The following is a 23,311-nucleotide window of genomic DNA, read 5'->3' on the forward strand; positions in this document are numbered from 1 at the left end:
AAGGTCGCCCTCGTCGCCTGCATGCGCAAACTGCTCGTCTGGCTCAATGCCATCATGCGCGAACAAGAGCCGTGGAATCCAGATTATCACGGCCTCACCTCTTGATCTTTAAGACAGTTGCTCCATAAGTGCCTGACCCGTGGAGCCGAACGTAAACGTCGCGGACTTATCGTAGTCGGGGAAGAGAGCTTCAATTCCGGCTTGGATACGCTGGCGCACAGTAGCGAGCGTTTGCTCATCCTCGTCGTAGTAGGCGGTGAGGAGCCGGATCCGGCGGTATACCTCGGGTAGAAGTCGGTCGGTTTGCGTTTTGCCCAGACGGGCAACGAGGTGCATCACTCGCGGGTCTTTATGGTCGGTCTTGCCGGTGTCGTTGGACTCGACGGCTTTGAGTTTGGCGACGTGTTCGGGGCTAATCAACGCGGTGGGGTGGCCGAGCCGCCGAGCGGTGTGCAGGAGTTTGCGCTCGTACCCGCCGGTGGCCTCCGCGCAGACCCGCACGCAGTTGAGGTCGACCTCGCCCGCCAGGCGGTCAAGGCGGCGGAGCAGCGCTTCGATCCGCTCTGTCTGGTTTGGAATCGTGTCCTCGACGCGGCAGACCGAGGACCCGGCACCGTACTCGGTGTAGAGGGAGAGCGAGTGCTTCGAGACGTCGAAGCAGCAGACGAGATCCGTGGAAGGGTTGACGGTGGGAGTCGCAGCTACGATCTTGAGCATGAGGGGCTAAGCGAAGCTGATGAATGGAATCAAGGACCTGAGTCAGTGTAGCGAGGCCCCTTCTTCTTTGCTGTGCTTCGCATAAAGGTACGGTGCACCGGGCGGTGGCAGTGTGCACCTTGAATCGACTGTTTCCTCTCGTCCGCTTACCACGAGTCTCAGCGTAATCACCGCCGGAGAGCGTACCTCGTATGGAAGAGAAGATCGAGGCCGGCCATCTCATCACGTCCTGCTATTGTTCATGTCTAGCAGCTATCTGGATATCTAATCTGTCGACTAGAATAACCTTGTGCCGTCACCACTGCTATTTACGTACACAGCCTATGGAATTTTCTTTCTAACCGGTCTACTCACCGGTGTTTGGAAATACTATCACATCCATTCATCAAAGGAAGCACAGGCGCCCGTCTATGTGAATATCGCTCATCGAACCTCACTGATGTATAGTTTTGCCACACTGGTGCTTGCCAAGTTTGTGGAGCTAAGTCCTTATTCCGAGGCGGTGACGTTCTGGTCGGCAGCGGCGCCCATCCTGTTTTTCGCCCTGGCGATTTCAACATACGTGATTCATGGAGTTCTGAGAGACACCGACAATCAGATGAAAAGGCCCCACAAACTGGGATCATTCACGCTTCCGAATTGGGTGGTTATCGCATTTATGTCGGCGCTGATCATCGCTGAAATCGGAGGATTTGCAATTTTGTTTACGGGGTTCTTAAGCACGCTCTAGTTTGCCGTCGTTCGGTTTTTCGGTCGTACGAATCCAACCTCCTGGTCGCCGCACAAGCGACCAATAGCAAACTGACGCGATAATCCGATTGGATACGTCGACGTTCAGAACGTATCGCAAACGCGTCATGCGCATCGACTTCGCCCGGTCATCTCAAATGCATGGCTGAGAGGTTTGACCATGTCGATCACATCGTAAGACTGAATCATCCATGCTTCGATGGCAGCCTGACAGCGACAATTACAGCATCTAACCCCGCCGCATGAAGCGACACTGCTGCCGGCAAAGGGCTGGAGCCAGGTGTTTACGGCAGTGCCTCCGGTGCTGACCACATAACGCTTCAGCACCCTTCGCAGTAGGTTTTCACCGTTATGATACACGCCCTTCCTCTACAGTCTTGATTAGTCCCCTGTCATCAGTATCTGAATATTCGCGTTACGCAGTCATCGTGTGGGCTGTGCTCTTCCTCAGCGCATGCGGTTCGGAGAGCCGTCGCTCATCATCGGGGTCTCCCGACACAAGCAGTGCACTGTCTACGGAGACGTCCGAAATAGACGATACGCGGGTCGAGCACGATGAACGCAGTCCAAAACCGACCGTGTCGCCAGAACTTGTAGGCCGCTCTTCATTTCAGCTCGCTCCTGATTCGGTAGATGCATGGGATTACCGCATCATCAGTGAGAGCTATCACTACTATGCCAAACGTGAGGGCGATCTTGTCTTTCGGAAGCAGGTCGATCAAGCGTGGACGCGTGGACTGGCGAGTCCGAAATCAAAGCTAACGGTCGAGGCATTCACTCCTTCGAATTTGGAGGCTCCTCGCTGGACCTTGCGTGACTCCGCAGACACGGGTGCAGTGTGGGACTCGGACTACTACCGGACGGTCAAACGAGGGTGCTGCAGCGGGGAGACGACCACTGCGATTTATGACCTTGAGACCGGAGATCACGTAATCACAGCGGACGCAGGGATCCTCCAAATCGAAAGGGATTCCTATTTTGATCAAGAACAGGAGGTCGTGGTGCCCCGCCAGACGTGGCTGGTCGGGTATCGATCGATGCAAGGCATGTTATCGGCCCCCGTCATCGTGGAGCGAGACAGTGTGTTTGGGGTCCTTCAGATGGCGGATGCCCAAGACAACTTGAGCCGCGTTCTTCTTCGTTCCGGGTCGATGACAGCTGAGGAGACGTACTCATCCCGCGAGTATGCCGCGTTTTCGCCGACGATCGAACTTGTTAGACAGTTCTCTCCCGAATCCGCACATGGAGTACGTACGCATGGGGAGAATGCGACTGTGGAAACAAACGGTCGGGCCTTGGTGAGCATCCGTTTGCCCGAAATGAATGTGGTGATTCCGATTCAAGACGGGAAGCTCACAGATCGTGGGGCAACGAGCCCAGACGAGATCGAACTGGAGCTTCAGGTCGATTCGGTTCCCCCGCCGAAGGTGCCATCATCGGAGGGTGGCTTATCACCACACGACTCACCCGAACGATGAGCGTGTCCCGGTTTAGATCGCAGGAAGCATTTGTTTGCACATCTTGCTATGTTTTGAACGCGCTGCTCGCCTGCCTGAGTACCGCCACCTGCACCGAAGTACCTTCTGCGCCGCAGGTCACCGGGCCGCTACGTCGCGCGACATCCCCCCGTCTTCCGTGTAGATTCCTTACAGACCCCGCCATGAAAACCACTGCGCACTTCGACGTGACGGGCTGGGACCCGGCGTCCTCCGACCAGCCTGATAAAGGACCTGAGATGTCCCGCATCGCCGTCCAGAAAGCGTTCACGGGAGACGACCTCGAAGGCCACAGCGAGGGCGAGGGGCTGTTCTGCGGAATGAACGATCCAGAAGCCGGAGCAGGATACGTCGTAAGCGAGCGGTTTACAGGGCGGCTTGGCAATCGGCACGGTACGTTCGTCATGCAGCACGGAGGTGTGATGGGGCCGGAGGTAGAGCCCCACACGTTCGGCCACGTCGTGCCCGGCTCCGGGACGGCTGAGTTGACGGGGCTCGTCGGCACAGTGGAAATCAACCGAGAGGCGGACGGTACGCATACGTTCACAATTGAGTATCACTTCGGCGAGGAGGAGGCGGCATAACGTTATCCTTTGTACGGCGAGATAAAACTTCGCCGTCTGATCACGACTCGATTCTGATCTGCCCAACCTGACTGCTATGAGTTCCGCTAACGACCAAGAGATCTCGGTTCGGTCCCGCCTAGCGTGTTTATCGCCGGACGAACATGCTAAAATGGTCCTTGTCCCCGTCCTGTCGACGATCGGTGTCATCAACTTGGTCGTAGGTGAGTCATTGACCAATACCTTCTTAATCTCGGGCGTCTCATTCCTCCTGGCAGGGGTGATCGGATACCAAGCATACACAGCCTGGAACGCTGCACACAGCGGCGCAGGCAAATCGAGTAGCTAGGGTCAGGCCATCGGCAATGACGGATCGACCCATGCACAGCGAGACGCCAAACAGCACGCGCTGCACCAGCGGTGAATCGAACCGTTGTGCGGCCCCCGCGACAAGCAAACTCAAGCGAGCGATTCGACTCATCCTGCAACTGGTAAGCACGGAGACGCCATGACTGAGCAAGACGCAACGAGCGTACGCAAACGGCAAGACCCTCTCCGGGAACGCTATAAATCCGTACCCGAGGAAGCCACTATTACGGACCGAGCAAAAACGACGGGAGGCACCGACACCGACCCCTTCCACGGCTTCGTTGTACCCGGCAGTGAAAACTTTGACGTCACCTGGCCCTTCGGCATCCACCACGCCGTCGGAGGGGACCACGACGCTCCAAATCCGGGAGACATCCTGTGCGCCGCTCTCGCTACCTGCCTGGACTCCACCATCCGTATGATTGCCGAGCGATTCGGCGTCAGGCTGACCTCGCTTGGAGTGGACGTCACGGCTGAGGTCGATGTTCGAGGGACACTGCACGTCGACCGAACCGTCCCCGTGGGGTTTCAGTCGATGCAGTGCGACGTTCACATGCAGGTCGAGGAGGGTACCGATCCGAAGGTCATGAAGAAGGTCCTGGCCGCTGCAGAGCAAAGCTGCGTCGTATTGCAGACATTGCGTTCAGGTATCCCCGTCGAGACGAACTTCAGCGAAGCCGAATGAAGAGCAACCACGCTTGACTGCGTAACCAGCGGTTTCAAGCGCACGCAGGAATTGGCAGCAGCCATAATCCCCAACACGTTCGAGCAGTAATCCGGCCCTGCACCGCTGAGCGGCAAATCGTTAGATGCTTTCTTAGATGTCAAGCGACGGCGGTTGCTGTTCGCCCTGTATCGACATATGAACGTGGCAAAGAGTCCCCATCAGACTCTGGCCTGCCCCATGCCGTGATCGCCGCGTCGGTACACCCTGAAATAGGCAGCAGCATTTGGTCGTACTCCGTGCTACATTTAGCTCGTACTGCTCATCGCGCTGTTGCCGCGAGCGTCGACCTGCTATCCCACCTCTACCTGTCTACATGGTGCCCCCATTCGTTCGCTTCATCTTGACGGCCTCGCTAGTCTTGCTGATCGTCGGGGGCTGTGCGCAGGAGCCGTCTACCGTCCCCGACCCGGAGGAGCTGCCATCAACCTCGGTCGTGGATAGCTTGCTGAACGATGCCCGGGAGACATACGACATCCCGGCAGTGGCGGCTATCGTCGTTCGGTCGGACTCGATTCTCGCTGCCAGAGCGACGGGCGTTCGCCGACGGGGCGCCCCCGACCCGGTCTCGGCCCGTGACGCGTTCCACCTCGGCTCCAACACCAAGGCGATGACCGCCACCCTCATCGCTCTGCTCGTCGAGGACGGAACGTTGTCCTGGGATACGACACCCGCTGAGGTATTCCCCGGACTTGCGGACTCTATTCATCCTGCCTTTCGCGGCGTCACGCTCGAACAATTTCTTGCGCACCGATCCGGGCTCCAGCCGTTCACAAACACGCGGGAATACGGGGAGCTCCCGCCGTTCGTCGACGACCCAAAAGAGCGTCGTGCCGCATTTGCGACGTACGTGCTCCAGCGCGACCCGTCGTACGAACCCGGATCTAGATTTCTCTACTCCAACGCTGGCTATGCGGTCGCAGCCGCGATGGCCGAACAGGTCAGTGGCACGTCGTGGGAGCAGATGATGCGCGAACGCCTGTTCAAACCACTGAATATCAGCGGAGGATTTGGATGGCCTGCTGCAGTCGATTCGACGCAACCGTGGGGCCACCGAACCCGAGGAGGAGACTCGCTCCGAGCGCACGATCCGAACGGCCGCTTCCGACTTGGCCCGCTGTGGGGCCCTCCGGGAGATGTGCACATGAGCATGCCGGACTACGGACGCTTCCTCCAGCTTCACCTGCGCGGCTTGAGAGGAAACAAGACCACGCTCTTCGCCGCATCAACCGTCCGGGACATGCACACGTCACGGGGCGCGATGTCGGACAGCACGGACATCCCTGGCTATGGTCTGGGCTGGGTCGTTCACGACTACCTCGGGGCGCGCTCAAGCAGCCATGCTGGCAGCGTCGGCACGTTCAAGGCCAGAGCCACGATTCAGGCGTCGCGCGACCTTGCCGTCGCTGTGGTCACAAATGCCGGACACGAAGACGCAGACGAAGCGACGATCGAACTGCGAAAGGCGTTGCTCGAACAGTACGGAGAGAAGACCGAAGAACACGCAACAAAATGACGGGCGGGAGGCCCTTCGCACGTCCGGCACGGGGCACACTCATACTGAATCCAAGCGATCGTATCCGGATGCCGTGCCTCGGATGTGGGGTCGGTTCGACCGAAAAAGGGGAAGAGACGCAGGAGTCAACGTTTTCTGGTACCGTCAAGCCTGCGCAACGCTTCCATAGGCGATCGTGACCCCGACATTGTCATTTGGATTTGGCATCATATGCCAACGACGGTGACAGATGGAAATCGAGGATCTAATATGAACGCTTCGAGCCCTTCATGAGAAGCCCCTTCAGCGGGCCCGTTTCCGCCCTCGTGTGATGACGAATTCGCCGGGGATGGCGTAGCCACCTTCCTCGCGGTACGGTCCGATCGCGTCGAGATACTCGGCACTCGCGCCCTCCCGCGTTTCTTCGTCAAACGTGCGCCAGGCCAGTGCCACGGGGCCGCCCTCGAAAATAGCCCTGCAGGCGTCCTCTTTGGACTCGAAAGGCAGCATGGTGCGAAATCGATCGGAGGTAACATCGGTGAAGCCGGCGGCTCGAAAGGCTGCCTCAAGGGCGGTGCCGGTACCAAGCCGGAAGAAGAGTGGACACACGTCCGACTGAACGCGTCGGTCGACGATGGGAAACACCGGGGACCATCCGCAACGGCTGCGCGCGCCCCAAACGCTGGCGACAGCCCGTCCGCCGGGGGCAAGCACGCGGTGCATCTCCCGAAGCGCCTGCTCCGGATCAGGCACGTACATCAGGCCCAGCGAGCAGAGCGCCGCGTCGAAGCCGGGACCCGACGCCGACCCAGGAGCGCGATCAGTCCACTCCAGCGCTTCCGCATCCATGCGCTCGAACGTCACGTTGCCGATCCCCCGCTCCCTGGCAAGAGCCCGGGCCTGCTCGATCATGCCGGCCGAGATGTCGGTGGCTACGACCTCGCCGCCGGGAGCCACCGCGTCCGCGGCCGGAAGCGTCACCAGACCCGTGCCGCAGGCCACGTCCAGGACGTGCTGTCCGGGCCGGAGCGCCGCTTGTTCGAGCAGTTCGTCCTGCGCGGGCTTGAGCGGCCGCTGCCAGCAGGGGTCATAGTCACGGGCGGCCTGGTCCCACCCGTAGCGCTGTACGCGTCGTTGAACGTTATCTTTCATGGTTGAGTACTCCGTCTCGATGAACCACTTGGCGTGAAAACTCGGCTCCGAGTCACGACGACCCCGGCGTCACGATCTGCACGTCGTGCTCGATCGTGAGAGCGTGTTCTAAGCTATCGTTGACCGGACTGTGCGCATGCGCGGCGTCCAGGACGCGCTGCACGTCCTCTTCCGGTGCCGGGCTCTCGACGCTGATCTGATACCGTAGCCCCGTGAAGCGCGGGGCGGTGCCATCCACGCCGAGCAGGCCACGCGCGTCGTGGTGCGCCTCCACCGCAACGTCCAGATGATCGATGGGCACGCCGAGTTTGGCGGCCCAGAGTGCCGCCGTATGTGCGAAGCAGGATCCCAGCGCCGCACGAAAGAGAACGCCAGGGCCGGGATGGTTGTCGCTCCCGCCGAGTTCCGGAGTGAGATCGGTTACGATCTTCCAGGAGCCGCCCTCAACCTCGCACGTCGGCCCGGCGCGCAGGTGCACGACGGTCGTGTCGGTGCCCTGCCCGAGGGCGGGTCGTAGCGTAACGGCCGCTGTTGCGCGCTCGACGATGGTTTGCAGCGTTTTCTCGGTGGTCATTGCTTTGATTCCGTTCTGAGCCAGCCGCACGGCAGCGGCCGCTCGCTCGGAGATCGATGGGTGTCTGTCGTCTGCTGCCATGACGTGTCCCTCGTTGTAGGATGGGTACGTAAATGGTGAAAGAGCTTCTTAGGACATCAGTAGGTGCATCGCGGGCGTGCCGCGCAGCACGGTGATCAGGCCGAGCGCGACCACGAGAATGCCGCTCGCCTGATGGAGCCAGTGCTGCCAGACAGGCTGAAGGAGATCCCCGATCCACGCGAGCGCGAAGAGAGCCGGCACAGTAGCGACACCGAACACGAGCATCGTCAGTGCACCACCGAACATCGTCCCGGTCGCCGCCGCCATCGCCAGCAGGCTGTAGACGAGTCCGCACGGCAGCAGGCCGTTTAGCAGGCCCAGCCCCAGCGCGCCCACGGCCGAGCGCTGCTGCATGAGGTAGCGCGACGCCGCGCGGAAAGGACGCCAATTCATCAGCGTACCGATCCCTTTGAGGTGCCGCAGCACCCCGAGGAGGTGGAGGCCGAGAATAAGCATCACCGCGCCCGCCCCGATGCTAATTGCGTCTTGGATGCCCGAAAAGGCCGAGCCAACCGTCGCCCCGGCGAAACCGACCGCCGCGCCCATGATCGTGTAGGTCAGCGTCTTGCCCGTGAAATACATGAGTTGCCGCGTGAGGCGCACACCCCGTCCGTGCGCCGTGCTGGCGGCCAGGATGAAGCCCCCACACATACCGACGCAGTGCGCACTCCCGAGAAATCCGGCTGCGAAGACGAGCGAGACGTCGATCATGTCACGATTCGTGCTTGAATGGATTGTTGAAAAGATCCTTCTGGCATGCGGCGCCGACCTCGATCACGCAGTCGGAGCGGGGACGCGCGATGCAGAGGAGAACGTACCCTGCTTCCCGGTGTCTGGGCTTCAGGGCCGTTCCATCGGATTGATCGACCGCGCCGTCGAGAAGCCGCGCCGCGCAGGTGATGCAGGCGCCGTGACGACAGCCGTACGGAAGACGAAGCCCGGCTTCTTCCAGTGCATCCAGCAGGGGCTCGTCGTCGGATACTTCGACAACACGGCGACCCCGATTTCGGATGTCGATGCGGTAGGCTGCCATCACAAACCGGCCTTTACACCCAGATGTCGGAGGTGCAGTCGCCACCCGGATAGCGCATTTCGTGTGCGCGGGCCGGACCAGCCGGTTCCTCGCCGAAGTCGACGTAGAAGTCCTCATTGATCGCCAGCCCGCCGCGGTCGGTATCGCAGTCGATCTGCAGCATGTACGACCCCTGATCCGCCATGTCGGGGTAAAACTGATTATCCCAGCTGCTGAGCAGTGAACTCGTCACGTACAGACGTTTGCCGTCCAGGCTGAGCTGCAGCATTTGCGGACCACCGACGAGCTCGTGGCCCTGCACCGTGACCGACTCGCCCAGCACGCCGCCGCACGTGACCTGCCCAGCCAGTCTCGGGGCGGACGGATCGCTGATGTCGTACTGGCGGATGTCGCCGTGCAGCCAGTTGGACAGATACAGGAAGCGGTCGTCCATCGAGATCACGATGTCGGTCGTGAGCGGCGGAACGGGAAACGGCCAACCGGACCGCTCGACCGCCTTCTGGTCGATCACCTTTTCGACCGATCGCGATCCGTTGGTCCCCTCCCAGTGCCAGATGTTGCTGCTCAGGGCCGCGCCGACGAAGCCGTGGGTGCTGTCGGGATCGTGGTGGAAGCGCACCTCCAGCGGGACGAGCCCGTCTTCCCCCAGGTCCACGCTATCGACGAGGCGACGCTCCTCCCAATCCCAGAAGTTGAGGCGCTGCCCGTACCGCCCCTCGGCCACGTCGTCGAGGTCAAAGCCGGGCAGATACGTCTTCGGCGCCGCAAACTCGCTGCTGACCATCACGTTGTGGCGTGGCTGATACCAAAAGTCGTAGTTGTAGGGCATGCCGTCGGCGTCGGCTTCCCAGCGGCCGGCCACGTCGAAGTTCTCGTCGAGCAGCAGAAAGCCCCCGGGCGCGTGGCCCTCGGCGTCGCCCAACATGGAGATCATGACGGTACCATCGGCAAGGCAGTGGACCGTGTGGGGCGCGCTCAGATTCGTCCGCTGCTTGATCTCACTGGGAGAAATGACCTTGTGCAGCGTCGGTGCACGCGCGTCCTCCGTGTCGATGACGTGTATGCGACCGGAGCGGAAACCGGGCACGATCAGAAAGCGGCGCGACTGACTCTCGTCGTCGTAGCAGGAGCTGCAGGCGTTCCAGCCGAAGTGATGTAGCTCGTCGCCCAGCGTGGGCATCGGCGTCCGGTGAATGACCTCAGCGTAGGTCGGCGAGTCGGGATCGACGTCTATTGTCGCCAGGTAGTCGGGGGCTTCCGTTTCGGTGCCCACGTAGAGGGCGACCGTGTAGAGCACGGTTTCGCGGTCGGCCTGCATGGCCGCTTCGGGTGAGGCGTAGCCGGGACCACAGCAGACGTGTGCGTCGTCGGAATGGGAAGCATCGGCGTGCGTCATAACAACCTCCTCGTCGGATCTCTGCGATGTCAGCGGACATGCTGATCACAGGGTACCCTACGCGGGGAGGCTTGTCATGAGACGCAGGTCTCAATTTTGAGATGGATATCGGGGAAAGCGGCCGCCGGCGTGGGACGCACGTCCCAAACGCGCCGTTACAAGATTCTATTTTGCCCGAATCCGACCTCGCGCGCCTGAACGATCGCCTCGGCGCGACGGCTGACGTTCAACTTGCGGAAGATGCTGTTGACGTGATTGCGAACCGTCTTCGGGCTGATGAACAGTTCCTCCGCGATCTGGCCGTTGCTGATGCCCTGGGCCACGAGGTCGAGCACCTCGCGTTCGCGAGGCGTGAGCTCGCAGAAGCCGGCCGCCTGGTGATCTAGCAACTCGTCTTCGGAAAGGAAGCCGTGGAGCTCCGACGTGAACCGATCCCAGGCCGGCTCGCCAGGCAGGAGGATGTGGTTTTCACCATTCAGCGGGACGAAGCGGGCCTCCGGAATGAGGGAAGCGAGACGACATCCCATCTGGAAGGGAATCATGGCATCGTGCTTCACATGGAAGACGAGCGTGGGTGCCTCCACCCGCGGCGCCGCGTCGCGGATGTCGATCACGTGGAAGGCGCGCCACAGACGGGCCGCCATCTCGGGCGATGTGCTCTCGCGCTGCAGATCGGCCAGCCAATGCTGCTGCTCCTTGGAGCCCTCAGGCACGAGCAGGTCCACGAAGACCTTCCGGAAGGCGGCGTTGCGCCGCCCCCACCCGACTTTGATCATCTGCGTCAGCGCTTCGGCTTTGGCGCGCTCGAAGATCCGTTGTCCTTCGACCAGCGCCCCATGCGTGTAGGTGTCATACAGCACAAGCTGCCGCACTCGCTCCGGGTGACGCGCCGCATATTCGACCGCGATGCTTCCGCCCTGACAGAGGCCCAGCATAGAGAATTGGTCGAGCCCCAGATCGTCGACCACCGTCTCCAGGTCCTGCACCCAGGCGTCGAGCGACAGGTCCTCCACTTCACGGTCCGAAAGGCCGCAGCCGCGCAGGTCGTATCGCACGAGCATGTGATCACGCGAGAGCTCGTCGAACCAGGGCGGCCAAATGGGCCCCTCCCAGTCGAGTTCGAGGTGCGTCACCCAGTTGGCCACCCGTACCAGGGGCGGGCCCGTCCCCGACGTCGCGTACGCAATCCGGGTCCCGTCAAACGACGTGCAGAAGCGGATCTGCTGGGTCATGGCAAGGACCGTCTCCGGAATCATCTAACAACTTCACATGGTGTTAATATTTAAAATGATCGCAATGAGGCTAGGATCCGACGTGAAGATGGGGCGCTTGGGTTCGACTCGGAAAACAGGTTAAGCTCTTCGGTCCGAGGCCAAGCTAGGAGGCTGGCTGTTTTCGGTTCGTCCAGGCCTTCTCCCTCTTGTCAAGGGCAACCCGTGTCAGGTCACTGAACCGACATCACACCGGGAATCAATTCTTTGCCTGTTAGGCGACGGCTCAACCCTGGACGAACGCGGCAATAAACGCACGAAGATGCCCCACTGGATGCCGCGTGCTACCCAGCGAAAGATAGATATCATTTACACGAGTATCTTTGTATATTTAACACAGTTGCCAAACGCGCCATCGACCGCACACTGCCTCGCTGCTCGATTTCACCGATCGGCTGGCGGGATCCTCCTTCGAATAAAACACGATCGTCTTGTGGTTAGAGCGACCGCAATCTACACCGCCTGCCTTTTTCTACTGCTCGTCTCCGGATGTGGCCCGCCGCCATCGGTACTCGAGGAGAGACGGTCGCTGTCGTCGGAGGACGTTCGCGTGGTAGACGCAAAATCTGACCACGAACCCGCAGAACAGTACATCGCCCTTCACTTCTTGGCGGATCAGGCTGCGACCGACTCATCACAGTACGTCGGAAGCATACGCGTGTCGGAGAAGGCAGACCTCGCTCCGATGGACGTTGTCTGGCATGCCCTCCGTGGGAAAGCCATGCAACTGGGAGGTAACGCCTTCAAAGTGACCCACTCCATCGGTCCGCCGGACTCGAATGTGGTTATCGTTGAACTAGACGTGTTCGAGGTCTCGGACTCCGTACTGGAGGAGAATGAGAATCATTTCTCGCACAATAAGATCTATGTGTTCGGTCGCCTATTCCATGACGAGGACTCGGCCGACTTCAAACTAAACGACCAACCCGTTTCTATAGCACCTCTGCGATACGTTACCCGTCAAAATGAGGTGGGGGGCGAGACAACGATTGGGAAGGGGGGATTCTTTGGAATGAAAGTCACGGTGAAAGGGAAAAAGGGACGTCCACCCTCCTACTGGTCACTGAGCGGATTTGGCATGCAGCCGACGGGCGGTCCCGGCGGCGGAATGGGCGTAGCCGCCACGACAGGACGGGTCCATCCGGTCGATCCGAACTTCGGACGCTTCCTGGTTCGAACGCTGACGGAGCAAGATCGCCCCTGACGCGGCACTCCGCGTGTCGGCGCTGAAACATCGAACGTTCGTGACCCTCCACAACACGGAACGGTTTCATAACGCCGTCATCCCCGCTGCCAGAACACCTCTGTTGAGTCGAACATCAATTCGTCCAAGCCACAGCTCGAGAATACACCTCGAGCAGGAGCGGTGATTGCCTATCGATGCGCTGCAAACACTCACAGCGCCTGCAGTTTATTCAACACCGGGTGTGATGGGGTAGAAAATGGTATCATTCGGCTCCAACGGCGATCTCGAGCGGGAATGAAACCGGAAATCGGCCCCCATTTCCCCCGTTTGCCCGTCCCCGCGCAGGCACGCTGAATCGGTCGCAGATCGACCGAGCGTCTTCCCATCCCCGAATTCCCCATTCCCAGAATGTGGTTGAAAATCCTTGTCGTCATCCTGATCGCGCTCATAGCCATCTATGCGGCGGCGTTTCTGTATGGCGCCTCCCGGTGGCAGACGAAGACGCAGGAACTACGCGACCGGCTGGAATTCGCGCGCTCTCCCCTCCAGCAGCGGACGGTCGATTTTCGCGAACTCGACGACCTTCCCGCCCCGGTGCAGCGCTACTTCCGGACGGTGCTCGAGGACGGTCAGCCGATCGTGACGAGCGTCCACGTCCAGCACGACGGTACGTTTAACACAAGCGAGACCGACGAGCATTGGTCAGCTTTCACCTCGGAGCAGTGGGTCGTGACAGATCGCCCCGGTTTTGTCTGGAACGGTCGCGTGGCCATGGCGCCGGGGCTGCCGGTGCGCGTGCACGACGCGTACGTTTCGGGGCAGGGCATCCTACACGTTTCCCTGCTGGGCGCCGTGTCCGTGGCAGACCTCCGGGGCAAGGGCGAGCTGGCCCGAGGCGAGTTGATGCGCTATTTCGCAGAGGCCACCTGGTACCCGACAGCCCTCCTGCCGAGCCAGGGCGTGACGTGGGAGGCTGTGGACGACCACTCGGCGTACGGCACATTGACCGACGGCGACAACACCATCACGCTGCTCTTCTCTTTTAACGACGAGGGCCTGATCGACACCGTTCGTGCGGAGGCACGCGGCCGAACGGTAGAAGGTGAAGTCGTGCCGACGCCGTGGCGCGGACGCTTCTGGAACTACGAGGAACGGGACGGCATGCTGGTGCCCGCCGACGGCGAAGTGGCGTGGCTTCTCCCAGATGGCGAACGGCCGTACTGGCGAGGCCACATCACCGACTTGGGATATGAATTTGCAGATTGAAGCCACTCTCCGAGGGGTCAGATTCACCATAGATGGCGACTACATGCATCGGGCAATCAATCTCGTAATTCTCTGATTCTGTCCGGTAGATTAATTTCTTTTCGCATCTCTTATTACTGCCCCCTAATCAGTAATAAGTATTCGATTTAATGCCGATTGATATCCGTCGTCTGTTCGTTGTCTGCCTTCTCCTTGCCGTCGCCGGCACGCTTCCGCGAAGCGCGCAGGCTCAAAAGACGCCCTTTACCTACCAGGGCTATCTGGAAGATGGCGGAGCACCTGCATCCGGCATTTTTGATTTTCGATTCCGGCTGTATGACGCCGAAACGAATGGCTCCCAGCTCGGCACCACGATCCAGTTCGATGACGTGCAGGTGAACGACGGTGTCTTTGCCGTCGAGCTCGACTTCGGGAAGGCATTCTTCAGCAGCAACCCGTCCTACCTGGAGGTAGCCGTGCGCGACGGTGCATCCACCGACTCGTACACGTCCCTCAGCCCAAGGGAAGCCATGCGCCCGACGCCCGCGTCGATCCTGGCACAGCGGGCGATGTCTCTACCAAACGTCAGCGTGGACGGGAACGGAAAAGTGGGTGTGGGGACAACAAGCCCAACGAGCCCGCTGACCGTGAATGGCGCCATCGAGTCTACCTCCGGCGGCATCATCTTTCCGGATGGCACGACGCAAACCTCCGCCAGCACATCGCAGGGCAACGTCTGGATGCTCGGCGGAAACAGCGGGACCGATCCCTCGACCGGGGATGTCCTCGGGACGACGGACGATTCGCCGCTGGAACTACACGTCAACGGCACACGGGGACTGCGTATCGAGCCAGCTACCGATAGTGACGGTTACATCACACCGAACGTGATTGCCGGTCATCCTGCGAACAGTGTGGCCAGTGGCGTTGACGGAGCAACAATCGCAGGCGGTGGTTCCGTCAATCCAGAGAACAATTGGAACTGGCAGAATGAGGTGACAGCCGATCATGGCACAATCGGCGGAGGTCAGGCCAACGTCGCGAGTGGCCGCACATCCACAATTTCGGGCGGCTACAGTAATGACGCCAGTGGTTCTCACGCCACCATCGCTGGAGGTCGGTCTAATACATCTGGCGAGTCGTATGCCACGGTCGGAGGTGGTTGGAACAACACCGCTACTGGTACCACCTCTACGATTAGCGGCGGTGGAGGAAACGAAGCCAGTGCCGAGGATGCGACGGTCAGTGGAGGAGAAGGCAACACCGCCAGCGACTCGTACGCCACGGTCGCTGGAGGACGGGACAACACTGCTAGCGGATTCGCTTCCTCGGTCGGAGGTGGATCCGACAATATCGCCACTGGAACGTACGCCATCGTCGCAGGCGGTTATTCAAATGAGGCACGGGCAAGAAACAGCTTTGCGGCGGGCGAGGGTGCTACGGTAGAAGACGCGCATGAAGGCACATTTGTGTGGTCGGACAACTCCCAAACCACTTTCAATCGATTCGTTTCTACGGCCCCATACCAGTTTCTCATTCGGGCGGCGGGCGGCGTCGGCATCGGGACAAACGCACCACTGAGTCAACTCCACGTCGAAGAGAGCATCACCGGCTCCGCTACGCTGGCCAACCACGTCGCGACGATCGAAAACACGAGCGCAAGCACAACGGACGGACCAGACGTGCTCGCTCTGAAAACGAGCATGACGTCGCCAGACGGGTCAGCAAACTTCGTCACCTTCTACGACGGCAACGATTCAGCTGTAGGCTCGATCGAAGGAAATGGTAGTGGCGGTGTCGTCTACACGTCGGGCGGTGCTGACTTCGCAGAGATGCTTCCGCATGCTCGCGCCGGGGAGAGTCTTTCGCCCGGTGACGTCGTCGGCATGATTGGCGGTGAGATCACGCAGAACACAGATGGTGCCGACCGACTCATGGTCATTACCGACCGCCCGGCCGTTCTCGGCAATATCCACGCGGACAATGGATCACCGGTAGCGTTCGTCGGACAGGTGCCCGTTACGGTCGAGGGCACCGTCAACGTAGGCGATCTGCTCGTCGCGAGCGGAAAGAATGACGGCACGGCCCGCGCCGTGGCACCGGACGCGTGGAGCCCCGACACCGACGGCCCGATCGCGGGACGCGCGTGGACGGCCAAACAGGGTAGCGGACGCGGCACCGTGACCGCGGAGGTCGGCCTCAGCGACACCGACGCCCTCGTCCAGCAGATTCAGAAGCAGCGCGAGGCGATGAACGTCCAGCAGGCAGAGATCGACGCGCTACGCGAGCAGGTCCAGCAGTTGCAGTCCGTGCACGAGCGCCTGCGGCGTCTGGAAGCCGCGATGGATCGTTCGGAAGGAACGTCGCCCTCTCCTGCACGGCGGTAACGCGCTGTCTGGCTGATCTCTCCGTTCCTTCCCGCTCGATCCCGGCTTACGCGATGCGCTATTCACGTTTGCGATTCATTCTCTCGCTTCTTTTTCTCACCCTCGGCACGACGCTCGCCGCCCGTCCGGCCTCGGCTCAACTCGCGCTACGCGCCTCGCACGTAGGGAGCGGGCACGGTGCCATGACCGGCTCTAACTACTCGCTCCGCGGAAGTGCCGGACAGCCCGCAACGGGCATCGTCGGCTCCGACCCGTATGTCGGACAGGGTTTTTGGTACGCCGTCCGCAATGAAAACGTGCGTCTCCCCGTCGAACTCGCCGCCTTCACCGCCCGTCCGGATGGCGAGGCCGTGCACCTCGTCTGGCAGACCGTGAGCGAGACCGGTAACGACGGATTCTACGTTCAGCGTCAAACAGAAAGCGGCACCTTCTCGGATGTGGACTTCGTCGCCGGCGCGGGGACGACCACGGAGCCGAACACCTACCGGTTCACCGACCGCGACCTACCCTACGAGACAGAGACCGTCACGTACCGCCTACGGCAGGTCGACATCGATGGAAGCGAGACGTTTTCGGAGACGCTCGTCACGGAGCGAAACGCGGTAGACCAACTCACGCTTCTCGGCACCTATCCCAATCCAGCCCGGACGAGCGCAACCGCGCGCCTGGCCGTCCCCGAAGGCGTGGATGATGCACAGCTCGTCATATACGACCTCCTCGGTCGCAAGGTGCGCGATCTGCCCGTGAGCGGTTCGGGCCGCCACACGCTAACGCTGCAAACCCACGGCCTCGCGGCCGGCATGTACTTCCTCCGTCTCACTGGCGGCGGACAGGTCCGGACACAGAAGCTAACCGTCGTACGATGACGCGCATTTGGTGTTATCGCGTTGGAGCGTTCACAGCTGGTTCGTCTCGGTTGTCTCGACATGCTGAGAGCGATGCGGATCAGGCCGTTTGCTGGGATCCTGCAGGCGCGCGGTGCGACGTTCCTCTACCACGGCTACGCCCCTCTGAATCGGCGGTATCGGACGGATATCGCGGTATGCGTACGGTGAAACGCGATCCTTGCCCCTTCTCGCTCTCCAACCGGATGCGGCCATCCATTTTCTCCGTCAGGGTACGTGCGATCGCCAGGCCCAGCCCCACGCCGTCAAACTCACGCTTGTCCCCGCCGGATTCCTGCTCGAATGCGTCGTAGAGCCGAGGAAAGAACGCCGGATCGATACCGACACCCGTATCCTCGACCTCAACAATCACATCCCGTTCGTCCCCGATCAGCCGCACGGTAACCGCTCCCCCTTCATCCGTAAACTTGATGGCGTTGCTCAGAAGATGCCCCAGGATGCGCTGAAACGCAGGACGATCCGCGTGTGCCTGAATCGGACGATCCGGCAACTCCACATCGAGCGTCAGATTCTCATAGGCGGCTTCCTCCCGGTACCGGTCTGCCACTTCCTTGACGGCTATCGAAGCAGAAAAGCGCTCCGTCTCCAGCATCATCGAGTCCGACTCAAGTTGCGCAAAGTGAAGCAAGGACTCGAGCGCATCGCCCAGGCGGCGGCCACTCTCGTTGATGTACCTCAGGAGCTGCTTGGTCGATTCATCGGGATCTTGCGAGAGCAGTGTGTCGGAAAACCCAATGATTGCTGTCAGCGGCGTTCGAAATTCATGGTTCATGTTGGCGAGAAATGCGGACTTCAGGCGGTTCATTTCCTCTGCCTCGGCCCGGGCTCGCTCCAGTTCTTCCGTCCGCCGCTCGACTTCGTGCCGGAGCGACCAGTTCCACGCCGCCCCGGCTCCCAGAACCACCAACAGTCCTCCGAGAACCAGCGAGATTGAATACCACCAGGTCCCCGACTCGGGACCCGTCTCGGATGAATCGAACGAGACCCAGCGCTCATAAATCGACCGATGCGTGGACGCTGTCAGGCTACTTAAGGCCTTGTCAAGCACGCTCCGCAGCATCGCCCGGTCGTGCCGAACCCCAAACCGAAGGTTGTAAACGTAGCCCGTCGCCCCGGCGACGCGAAGGTTCGTGATCTGCGCGCGCTCGATCGTTGCGCTCGCGACGGGTAGAGACAACACCATGCCGTCGACGGAGCCGAAGGCCGTTTTTTCCAGACCGGTTCGAATATCTGGCACGATCTGGAATTCTGCACCTGGATACTGCCTGCGAAGATCGCTGTTTGCAGCATATCGGTCCACGATTGCGACCCGCACTCCATCCAGGTTGTCCATGCTGACCGGATCGGCTTGCTCTCGCACAAGCAGAACATCGGGAACGGACAGGAAGGGCTGCGTGAACGCCATGTATTCATCCCGACTCTCCGTCTTCTGGATGGCGGTCGTCAAATCCGCCTTCCCTTCCCGGATGCTGTCCAGAGCAGCCGACCACGTGGGAGCCTCGACGTGCTCGACCCGCAAGCTCAGCCGGCCTGCCACTTCCGCGAGATAGTCCGGCGCAATGCCAACCGCTTTGCCGATCTCAGAATACGACTCAACCGGAGCGTAGTCGGGGATCACCACGTGACGAATAACGGGGTTACTGTCAACCCACTCCCGTTCCTCGGCGGTTAGATCGAGCCGTCCGTCCTGGAACGCCTGGCTCTGTGCTACTGCCGGAGGACAAATCGTACACACGCCCACCCACATCAGCAGGAGAGCGTAGCGAAGCATGGCTGCGGTGTCGGCATCGATCGGCCTCGGTCGTCGAAGTGTATTCTTCATAGCCGATGAAGTCTCCCGAGTGATCGATCCGTTTAACATCAGATGTGAAGTGTCAAACATCTGATGTGTAAAATCACCATTTTATATCGATAAATCAAGACCTACCAGCGCGATCGCCCCTTGGTGCCACCGAATCATACGAGGAGCCCTGCCAAACCGGTGTATCCAGGGCTGGGACGACATGAGAAAGCCACCTCATCTGTACGACGAGGCGACCTCATTCTGCGTCCAGCCGCTTGACGCGCTTGACTCCGCGGCCGTACTGTTTACCGCGTAACAGTCACGGTGCGCGTCATCATCTGGCCTCCTGCTTCGAGCCGTAGAAAATATGTGCCGCTGGCCAGGCCGCTGACGGTCAGTTGCTGCTCCGTGCGCCCGGTGCCGCGCCCCGAGGCGATGACGCGAACCTGGCGGCCGAGAATGTCATAGAGAACCAGACGCATGTTCTCTCCTTCCGGCACGGTGTAGCGGAGCGTAGCGACGGAGTGAACCGGATTCGGAAAGGGATTCCGGAGCTCGCGGCCCGCCGCACGATCAACAGATACGACCGCCGAGAGGGTTGCCGTGCCGTCGGTGTCCATCTGGCGCAGCCGGTATTCCATCCGGTCGGCCTGATAGGGGAGGTTCGTGTCGACGAACCGATAGCGGTGCGACTCTACGGTCGAGCCCCGCCCGTCGACGAATCCGACGTTCGTCCATGCGCTTGCCTGTACCGACGGTCCGATCGCTCTTCGCTCGACGACGAAGCCGGCATTGTTCGTCTCTCCCGCCGTTTGCCACTGAACGAGGACGTTGCCATCGTCGACGATCGCAGTCAGGTCCGACAGTTCGACAGGGAGCGGATTTGACGGACTCGAGAAAACAAATTCGCTGAAATGATTGACCTCGGCGACCAACTCCGTTGTGGCCCCGTTCGATTCGACGGTCGTGGGAAGAGCCCTGAACGCTCCCGAACCCGTCCCCGGTCGGGAGTACGCGGTAATATCGCTCGGGTCGGTTACCCCTCTGAACTGACTTAGGTCGAAGCGCACGGTTGTACCGCTGCCGATGCTCATCCCGGGTTCAGTCGCGATCACGATTCGGTAGTCGCTGACGTTCTCTTCGTCCGGCATCCCCTCAATCCCGGCCGGTGGGGTCTCAAAACGGGCCACCGTGACATGAGCGGACGACGTCGCGGTCTGGGCGGCAAAATCGAGTTTTATGCCCGTGTTGCCGGCCGAGAGGAGGCCCGGCCCATCTACAATGGAGATTGCGGACTGAGACGGCGCCCCCGGGGCGTTGAGATTTTCGTAGATGTGGGTTGTCGGACCCGTGCCCGGATCGATACCCATGGCAACGAGATCCGGATCTCCGTCGGCATCCATGTCCGCCCAGTCGACCGCGTTGAGCTCGACGGCCGTAAACCCCATGTCTACGCGACGGAAATTCCCATCGTCGTTTCGGTACATGGCAGCGTCCGCCTTGGCCCCGCTGTCGCCGATCACGAACAGGTCGAGGTCCCCGTCGGCGTCGTAATCTCCCCATTTGCAACTGCCAACCACGCCGCGAAAATCAGCGCCGATATCTACAAACGATCCATTGTCGTTGCGATAAATGATCGTCGACGCTTTGTAGTCAGCTGTACGTCCATTGATCGCCAGATCGATATCGCCGTCGCGATCGTAATCCCCCCAACTGATGGAGCCGAGCGACACGCCAACCAGCCCCGCGGCTGCTTCTGTAAACACCCCACTATCGTTGCGATAAAGGGTGGCGATTTCGTCCGAACCGGACGTCTCACCGATCAAGATAACGTCGAGGTCCCCGTCGCGATCGTAATCCCCCCATCGGCCGGCGCCGCTGTACACGCCCGTAAGACCGGCGCCAATATCGGTGAAGCTCCCATTATCGTTGCGGTAGATGGTCGAGGCTAAATTCCCGTCACCATCCCAGCCCGTCAGAAGGAGGTCGAGATCACCGTCGCCGTCGTAATCGCCCCAGTCGCTGGACTCGCTGCCTCCGGTAATCCCCGCCCCGATATCGGTGAACGTGTCATTACCGTCGTTCCGATAGAGGGTTGCTGTCGCGGTGTTCACGTCATCCGCGAGAAGTCCGGTGACAATCAGGTCGAGATCGCCGTCACCGTCGTAGTCGCCCCAGCTGCCGGAGCCGTACGCTACGGGCGTCAATCCAGCGTTAATGTCCGTAAACGCGCCGTCGTCGTTGCGATAAATCGTGACTGAACGATCCCAGTTGCTATTTCGACCGGTGACCACGAGATCTAGATCGCCATCGCGGTCGTAATCGCCCCAGCGACTGCTCCCTATCGCTGCCCCGTCGACGCTCGTGCTTTGGATGGCAAAGGTCGACGGTACATCGATCGTAAACGTTTTGGTCGTGGTTGCGCCGTCATTGTCGGTCGCCTCGATGCTGAACGTGTAAGATCGTCCGGCCTCTGCTTTTGTCGGGGAGACGACCAGTGACGCGATTCCATTTCCGTAATCGGTAAATGTGCCGACACCGGCACCCTGCACGAGTTGAAGAGTGAGCGGGTCACCGTCGATGTCTCCGGCCTCGATGAACCGCGTGGTCGATGCCCCGCCCATCACGACACTCTCACCGGTATCGCGTCCGAACGAGGGCGTTCGATTTGGAAGGTTTTGGATCGTGCGGTTGACGTACACGGACACCGATGGACCGCCGGAAACGTCATTCAGACCAGTCAGAACGAGGTCGAGGTCACCGTCTGCGTCGTAGTCCCCCCACTGACTCGATCCTCTTGACGTGCCAGTCACGCCGGCGTTGATGTCGACGAACGAGCCGTTTTCGTTTCGATAAATCCGGGCCGTTCGCTGCTCATTGACATCGTAGCCACTGACGAGGAGATCGAGGTCGTTGTCCCCGTCGAAATCTCCCCAGTCAACCGTGCTACCCCGTACGGCAGCAAGACCGGCGCCGATATCGGTGAAGCTGCCATTGTCGTTCCGGTAAATCATCGCCAGGTATGACGAATTGTTATTTCGTCCCGTGATGGCGAGATCCAGGTCTCCGTCGTTGTCGTAATCGCCCCACCTGGCGCTCCCGTTCGACGCCCCCTCGAGCCCAGCCCCAATGTCTGTAAACGTCCCATTGTCATTTCGATAAACGGTGGACGCGTGATTGACAAAGTCGGAGCCGGTGATAATCAGGTCCAGATCTCCATCGCCGTCGTAGTCGCCCCAGTCGCTCGAACTGAATACCACGCCGTCAAGGCTCGCGCCGATGTCCGTGAATGTGCCGCCACCGTCATTCCGGTAGATGGTCGCACTCGGATTACTGCCGTCCTCAAGGCCGGTGATGACCAGGTCCGGGTCTCCGTCGTCATCGTAGTCTCCCCAGTGGCTCGAGCCCAGGACGAGGCCGTCGAGCCCGGCACGAATATCCGTGAATACGCCTCCATCATTTCGATAAATCACCGCGATCTCCCCCGACTGGCCGTGGTCGCCGCTGATAACCAGATCGAGATCTCCGTCGCCGTCGTAGTCTGCCCAATCGCCCGAACCGATCGCCACACCGGCAAGGTTCGCTCCGACATCGGTGAACCCGCCGGTGCCGTCATTCCGGTAGACCCGCGTCACCTCGTCACGATTGGCGTCATAGCCCGTAACCACCAGATCGAGGTCGCCATCGCCGTCGTAATCCCCCCAGCTGCTCGAGCTATCGTACACGCCGTCAAGGTCGATACCACGACGCATGAACGACGTTGTCGAACTTGCCTTTCCGATAAGTCGGCGCGAGCCCTGCTTACCGGGTTGGAATTCGAGGAGCGTGCTTCGTGCATCCGGTGCGTGGATCGCATCCGGCGGACCGGTGCTCGACCGCTCACCGGCATGTTGACCGCGCGACGGGAAGGTGGATGTGGACAGAAGTGCGAAGCACAGAAGAACAAGCGAACCGCGCAAAATATGTCGACCGTTTAAACCGAAATAAATGGGCCTACTCTCGAACTCGAATCGATGAGAGACTCAAATTCTGAAATACTCGCATGCTTCGAGCATTAAATAGGATACATGATACCTATCCGATCGATAAACTGAAAGAGATGGAGACTTAGACCACCGCTGAAACCGTAAATCCACACACCAAAACCACACTAACCAGTGCCGGTCGCACTCGGGCGCATCCTA

18 protein-coding genes and 1 pseudogene are annotated in these 23,311 nt (G+C 60.4%); 10 read left to right on the forward strand and 9 right to left on the reverse strand.

The annotated features are described in order from the left end of the window. Nucleotides 1-105 (forward strand): annotated as a pseudogene (locus CRI94_RS18095) (IS110 family transposase); the annotation flags it as partial. A gap of 3 nt (nucleotides 106-108) precedes the next feature. On the opposite strand, the gene CRI94_RS14320 reads toward CRI94_RS18095, so the two are convergent. Next, on the reverse strand, nucleotides 109-717 hold the full coding sequence (locus CRI94_RS14320) for an IS110 family transposase (RefSeq protein ID WP_098077241.1): 609 nt from the start codon (nucleotides 715-717) through the stop codon (nucleotides 109-111). A gap of 289 nt (nucleotides 718-1,006) precedes the next feature. On the opposite strand from CRI94_RS14320, the gene CRI94_RS14325 reads away from it, so the two are divergent. From CRI94_RS14325 to CRI94_RS14350, 5 genes are all read left to right on the forward strand, one after another. Next, nucleotides 1,007-1,447 (forward strand): hypothetical protein, encoded by a 441-nt coding sequence (locus tag CRI94_RS14325; RefSeq protein ID WP_098077244.1) that lies wholly within the window; start codon nucleotides 1,007-1,009, stop codon nucleotides 1,445-1,447. A gap of 598 nt (nucleotides 1,448-2,045) precedes the next feature. Beyond that, nucleotides 2,046-2,945, forward strand: a complete 900-nt coding sequence (locus CRI94_RS14330) for a hypothetical protein (protein ID WP_143815422.1) — start codon at nucleotides 2,046-2,048, stop codon at nucleotides 2,943-2,945. A 182-nt stretch (nucleotides 2,946-3,127) separates the two neighbouring features. Next, on the forward strand, nucleotides 3,128-3,547 hold the full coding sequence (locus tag CRI94_RS14335) for a DUF3224 domain-containing protein (protein WP_179862331.1): 420 nt from the start codon (nucleotides 3,128-3,130) through the stop codon (nucleotides 3,545-3,547). A 487-nt stretch (nucleotides 3,548-4,034) separates the two neighbouring features. Then, entirely contained in the window at nucleotides 4,035-4,580 is a 546-nt protein-coding gene (locus CRI94_RS14345) for an OsmC family protein (RefSeq protein WP_098077256.1), read from the forward strand. Nucleotides 4,581-4,935: 355 nt separating this feature from the next. Next, a complete protein-coding gene (locus CRI94_RS14350) occupies nucleotides 4,936-6,135 on the forward strand; it encodes a serine hydrolase domain-containing protein (RefSeq protein WP_098077259.1) in 1,200 nt (399 codons plus the stop codon). A 282-nt stretch (nucleotides 6,136-6,417) separates the two neighbouring features. Here the strand turns inward: CRI94_RS14350 and CRI94_RS14355 are convergent, their stop codons facing one another. From CRI94_RS14355 to CRI94_RS18055, 6 genes are all read right to left on the reverse strand, one after another. Then, complete coding sequence (locus CRI94_RS14355) at nucleotides 6,418-7,266, reverse strand: class I SAM-dependent methyltransferase (protein WP_098077262.1); 849 nt, start codon at nucleotides 7,264-7,266, stop codon at nucleotides 6,418-6,420. A gap of 52 nt (nucleotides 7,267-7,318) precedes the next feature. Beyond that, nucleotides 7,319-7,921: an OsmC family protein gene (locus tag CRI94_RS14360; protein ID WP_098077265.1), complete on the reverse strand. Its 603-nt coding sequence runs from the start codon at nucleotides 7,919-7,921 to the stop codon at nucleotides 7,319-7,321. A 48-nt stretch (nucleotides 7,922-7,969) separates the two neighbouring features. Further along, nucleotides 7,970-8,632 carry a sulfite exporter TauE/SafE family protein gene (locus CRI94_RS14365; protein WP_098077268.1) on the reverse strand — a complete coding sequence of 221 codons (663 nt, stop codon included), beginning with the start codon at nucleotides 8,630-8,632 and terminating at the stop codon, nucleotides 7,970-7,972. Between the two features lies 1 nt (nucleotide 8,633). Further along, entirely contained in the window at nucleotides 8,634-8,954 is a 321-nt protein-coding gene (locus tag CRI94_RS14370) for a 2Fe-2S iron-sulfur cluster-binding protein (protein ID WP_098077271.1), read from the reverse strand. 13 nt (nucleotides 8,955-8,967) lie between these two features. Continuing rightward, nucleotides 8,968-10,350 carry a selenium-binding family protein gene (locus CRI94_RS14375; protein ID WP_098077274.1) on the reverse strand — a complete coding sequence of 461 codons (1,383 nt, stop codon included), beginning with the start codon at nucleotides 10,348-10,350 and terminating at the stop codon, nucleotides 8,968-8,970. Nucleotides 10,351-10,505: 155 nt separating this feature from the next. Then, nucleotides 10,506-11,582, reverse strand: a complete 1,077-nt coding sequence (locus CRI94_RS18055) for an alpha/beta fold hydrolase (protein WP_143815423.1) — start codon at nucleotides 11,580-11,582, stop codon at nucleotides 10,506-10,508. Between the two features lie 472 nt (nucleotides 11,583-12,054). Between CRI94_RS18055 and CRI94_RS14385 the strand changes: the two genes are divergently transcribed. The 4 genes from CRI94_RS14385 to CRI94_RS14400 all read left to right on the forward strand — a co-directional run bounded on the left by CRI94_RS14385 (nucleotide 12,055) and on the right by CRI94_RS14400 (nucleotide 17,305). Then, nucleotides 12,055-12,825: a hypothetical protein gene (locus CRI94_RS14385; protein WP_098077280.1), complete on the forward strand. Its 771-nt coding sequence runs from the start codon at nucleotides 12,055-12,057 to the stop codon at nucleotides 12,823-12,825. A 390-nt stretch (nucleotides 12,826-13,215) separates the two neighbouring features. Further along, nucleotides 13,216-14,073, forward strand: a complete 858-nt coding sequence (locus tag CRI94_RS14390) for a DUF6920 family protein (protein WP_098077283.1) — start codon at nucleotides 13,216-13,218, stop codon at nucleotides 14,071-14,073. Between the two features lie 149 nt (nucleotides 14,074-14,222). Next, complete coding sequence (locus tag CRI94_RS14395) at nucleotides 14,223-16,439, forward strand: hypothetical protein (RefSeq protein WP_098077286.1); 2,217 nt, start codon at nucleotides 14,223-14,225, stop codon at nucleotides 16,437-16,439. 53 nt (nucleotides 16,440-16,492) lie between these two features. Further along, nucleotides 16,493-17,305, forward strand: a complete 813-nt coding sequence (locus CRI94_RS14400; protein ID WP_098077289.1) for a T9SS type A sorting domain-containing protein — start codon at nucleotides 16,493-16,495, stop codon at nucleotides 17,303-17,305. A 79-nt stretch (nucleotides 17,306-17,384) separates the two neighbouring features. Here the strand turns inward: CRI94_RS14400 and CRI94_RS14405 are convergent, their stop codons facing one another. Together CRI94_RS14405 and CRI94_RS14410 are read right to left on the reverse strand one after the other, a co-directional pair. Next, nucleotides 17,385-19,115, reverse strand: a complete 1,731-nt coding sequence (locus CRI94_RS14405) for an ATP-binding protein (RefSeq protein ID WP_179862332.1) — start codon at nucleotides 19,113-19,115, stop codon at nucleotides 17,385-17,387. A 317-nt stretch (nucleotides 19,116-19,432) separates the two neighbouring features. Beyond that, a complete protein-coding gene (locus CRI94_RS14410) occupies nucleotides 19,433-23,086 on the reverse strand; it encodes a T9SS type A sorting domain-containing protein (protein WP_098077295.1) in 3,654 nt (1,217 codons plus the stop codon). Nucleotides 23,087-23,311: the final 225 nt, after the last annotated feature.

The organism is Longibacter salinarum, from assembly GCF_002554795.1.
In the GTDB taxonomy this organism is placed as follows: Bacteria; Bacteroidota; Rhodothermia; order Rhodothermales; family Salinibacteraceae; genus Longibacter; species Longibacter salinarum.